General features: G+C 43.1%; 4 protein-coding genes. All 4 read left to right on the top strand.

Going from position 1 to position 3,119, the window contains the following annotated elements; all coding sequences use genetic code 11:
* Window positions 1-90 precede the first annotated feature (90 nt).
* The 4 genes from V5298_RS20265 to V5298_RS20250 all read left to right on the top strand — a co-directional run bounded on the left by V5298_RS20265 (window position 91) and on the right by V5298_RS20250 (window position 2,971).
* Entirely contained in the window at window positions 91-699 is a 609-nt protein-coding gene (locus tag V5298_RS20265; protein WP_332933226.1) for a hypothetical protein, read from the top strand.
* A 204-nt stretch (window positions 700-903) separates the two neighbouring features.
* Window positions 904-1,326 (top strand): MarR family winged helix-turn-helix transcriptional regulator, encoded by a 423-nt coding sequence (locus V5298_RS20260; protein WP_332933225.1) that lies wholly within the window; start codon window positions 904-906, stop codon window positions 1,324-1,326.
* Window positions 1,323-2,156 carry an alpha/beta hydrolase gene (locus tag V5298_RS20255; protein ID WP_332933224.1) on the top strand — a complete coding sequence of 278 codons (834 nt, stop codon included), beginning with the start codon at window positions 1,323-1,325 and terminating at the stop codon, window positions 2,154-2,156. The genes V5298_RS20260 and V5298_RS20255 overlap by 4 nt, the downstream gene beginning before the upstream one ends.
* An 11-nt stretch (window positions 2,157-2,167) precedes the next feature.
* A complete protein-coding gene (locus V5298_RS20250) occupies window positions 2,168-2,971 on the top strand; it encodes an SDR family oxidoreductase (protein ID WP_332933223.1) in 804 nt (267 codons plus the stop codon).
* Window positions 2,972-3,119: the final 148 nt, after the last annotated feature.

Genomic DNA, 3,119 nt, shown 5'->3' with positions numbered 1-3,119 from the left:
GACAAAAATACGTAGGCTCCCTACGCTTCGCTTGGTTATTGTAGCCTACGTATTTTTGCCCGTTATGCGGGCCGTTAGGCATTACTTGGCGTGAGAGCATTTATCAAAATACCAATAAACTCAAGCATAGATCCAGAATCAGTCAGTGATTTTCAGCTTTATATTGTTAGAGCTAATGAATTACTCGATAACTACCAAGATATAAAAAAATTAGGGTTCGATTTTGGTGGTGGTCATATGCTACTTCGTGACTCAAACGGTTTGGTTACTGGAGCTGAAGTCAAAGTTGATAAGCATCGCCTTAAGGGACTGTTTCTAGACTTTAGGTTTTTTATTGGAAATGACGAACCCACTAACTTCTTGCGGTTTTCAGGTGCAATTGGTAAATACTCTGACGCAGATTCATTCAGAAAGTATCTGAAATCTTTAAAGTGCACATGGAAAAATGAAGGGATCTTAAAAGGCTGGGTAGGTGTTAATGCTTGCGAGTTAATCACTACATATTTTAATTCAAAGGCATTTCATGGTCGTCTGGATGCAGAAGAAAAATACAAAGTTCTTATTGAAGCGATGGACAGCAAAACCTTAGACTGGCTTCTTTGTTACTACATTGATGACCGTATTCTTTGCATAAAAAACCTACTCAGGGTTATCTCAAACTTTGAGAAAGGCTATTTTGAAATACCCGAAAGTGCCTAACAATCTGCTGTAGTCGCTCGCAGGCTCGCTGGGACGCAAACACATGGGCTGTGTCGCTTCGCTCCTAATTTTAGCCCATGTGTTTCCGCCCCTAAGCCGGGCGTTAGGCATCGAGCTTTACGTGCCATATTTTTGCGTAGTGTTTGACTTGGCAAATATATTGACTTATATTTGTGAGGTCAAACATTATGCAAAGAGGTGTCTGTGTCAGAAAATTTAGAAGCTGATTTGGTGATAAATATCATCAGCCTGCAAAGCAAAATTCAGAAGAGGGTAGGTGCCGCGCTTTCTGCGCATGGTATTGGTCTATCAGAGTATCTTGTTCTAAATCAGTTGTATTTCGCTACAAATCAGAAAATGCGACGCAGCGACCTTGCGGAGCAAGTGGGGTTAAGCCCGTCCGGCGTTACCCGTCTTCTCAATCCAATGGAGGAAATAGGTCTTATTGAAAAGTCGGACAATCCTCGTGATGCCAGAGTAAGCCTGGTTGCTCTATCAGAGACTGGAAGGAAAATTACTGAAGAGGCAAAAATATCGTTTGAGTATTCATCTGTTGCATTGTTTGAGTCTCTAGATAAAGACCAGTTAAGCACATTATCAGAGCTGATTAAGGTTGTAACAAAATGACTATAAACCGTTACCGGCAAGCACTGATAAATAGAATTGAGACGTCTGTTACTCAAAATCATGTTGGCGTGGGCTCGGTCAATACTGCCTACTTGTCGTCTGGCTCTGGTCAACCGCTGATCTTGCTACATGGCGGTGGGGCAGGGGCGATAACTTGGTATCCTTCCATTGCCGCGTTCTCAAAGGACTTTCGGGTAATTGCACCTGATATAGTAGGTTATGGAGAATCCGATAAGCCTAATGCTGCTTATGACAAAGCTTATTTTTGCAAGTGGCTAAAGGACTTTTTGTTAGCATTAGATATCCCGAAAGCGCATATTGTGGGCTTGTCTCAGGGCGGCGCAATTGCACTTCAGTTTGTGCTAGATAATCCACAAATGGTTGAAAAACTCGTCTTGGTTGATTCTGGAGGGCTCGGTGTTAAGCCCTCGTTCGCTTCCTTATTCAGTATGATTTTAATGAACAGTTTTCCATCGTCTCTCACTGATCGTTTCTTCTCTCGCTATATACTGTTTAACCCTAAAAATAGAGATCCTAATCACGCTCGCTATTCGATTGATGTGTTAAAGCGAACTGGGGGGCAAAATGCTTTTAAGCAAGGCCAAGGTTCGGCGGTTTCAAAAATTCCGAAAGCCTCGCTCCGCAAGATACAAAACAGAACATTAGTGATTTGGGGGCAGAATGATCGGTTTTTTCCCATTGAATATGGAGAGATTTCAGCTGCAAAAATACCTAACGCTGAGTTTCTAAGAATAAAGGATGCGGGCCATTTGCCACTAATGGACCAAACGCATACCTTTAACAAATCTGTTCTAGATTTTTTAAGCTAGCAAGGGGGAATATGTTGAGAATTGAAAATAAAAATGTGCTAGTAACAGGAGCTTCCAGAGGAATAGGTAAGGCGATTGCTGAACTTTTTGCTGATCAGGGGGCAAATGTTATTGTCAGCGACCTGGATGATGAATTGGGTAAAAAAGTAGCCACAGGCATTGGTGGAATGGCTTGTTATCTGCACCTTGATGTGGGAAAAGAAGATGATTGGATTGCTGCGAATGAGTTTATAAAAAATAAATTTGGTGGATTAGACATTCTTGTTAATAATGCGGGAATAGCGGGTATCCTTGAAACTCATGGGCCTCACGACCCTGAAAACCTGGACATTGAAAGCTGGCGTAAAGTTCATCAGACGAATCTTGATGGGGTGGCGCTGGGATGCAAATATGGTATTCGGCTTATGCGGAAATCTTCATCCGCCAGTATTGTTAATATTTCTTCAAGATCAGGGATTGTGGGCATCCCCTTTGCTGCAGCATATGCATCGAGTAAAGCCGCTGTTCGCAATCATACAAAATCTGTTGCGCTTTACTGTGCTGAAAAACAATACCCTATTCGATGTAACTCTATTCACCCGGGTGCTATATATACGCCGATATGGGACGTGATGCTTGGAGAGGGGGAGCAAAGAGAAAATGCGGTCAAAGTCATTTCTTCTGAGATCCCGCTTGGCGCTATGGGCGAACCTATCGATGTTGCCTATGCCGCTCTGTATTTGGCTTCTGACGAATCCAGGTATGTCACCGGAATTGAGCTCAATGTTGATGGTGGGATCCTAGCAGGTAGCGCCGCGTCACCACCAAACAAATAATGCCTAACAATCGGCTGCACGGCGACCGATTTTCCGCCGCTTCGCGGCTCCAAACTGGCGCGTGAGCCGGGCGTTATACGCTAGGAGTTTAAATGGAACTTAACCAAGTTACGTTACCAGTAAAAGATTTGGATATTGCTGCTAACTT

Origin of the sequence: Alteromonas sp. 14N.309.X.WAT.G.H12 (assembly GCF_036697315.1) — a bacterium.
In the GTDB taxonomy this organism is placed as follows: Bacteria; Pseudomonadota; Gammaproteobacteria; order Enterobacterales; family Alteromonadaceae; genus Alteromonas.
Note: the sequence above shows the minus strand (reverse complement) of the source record. Positions and strands in the feature narration are given on the sequence as shown.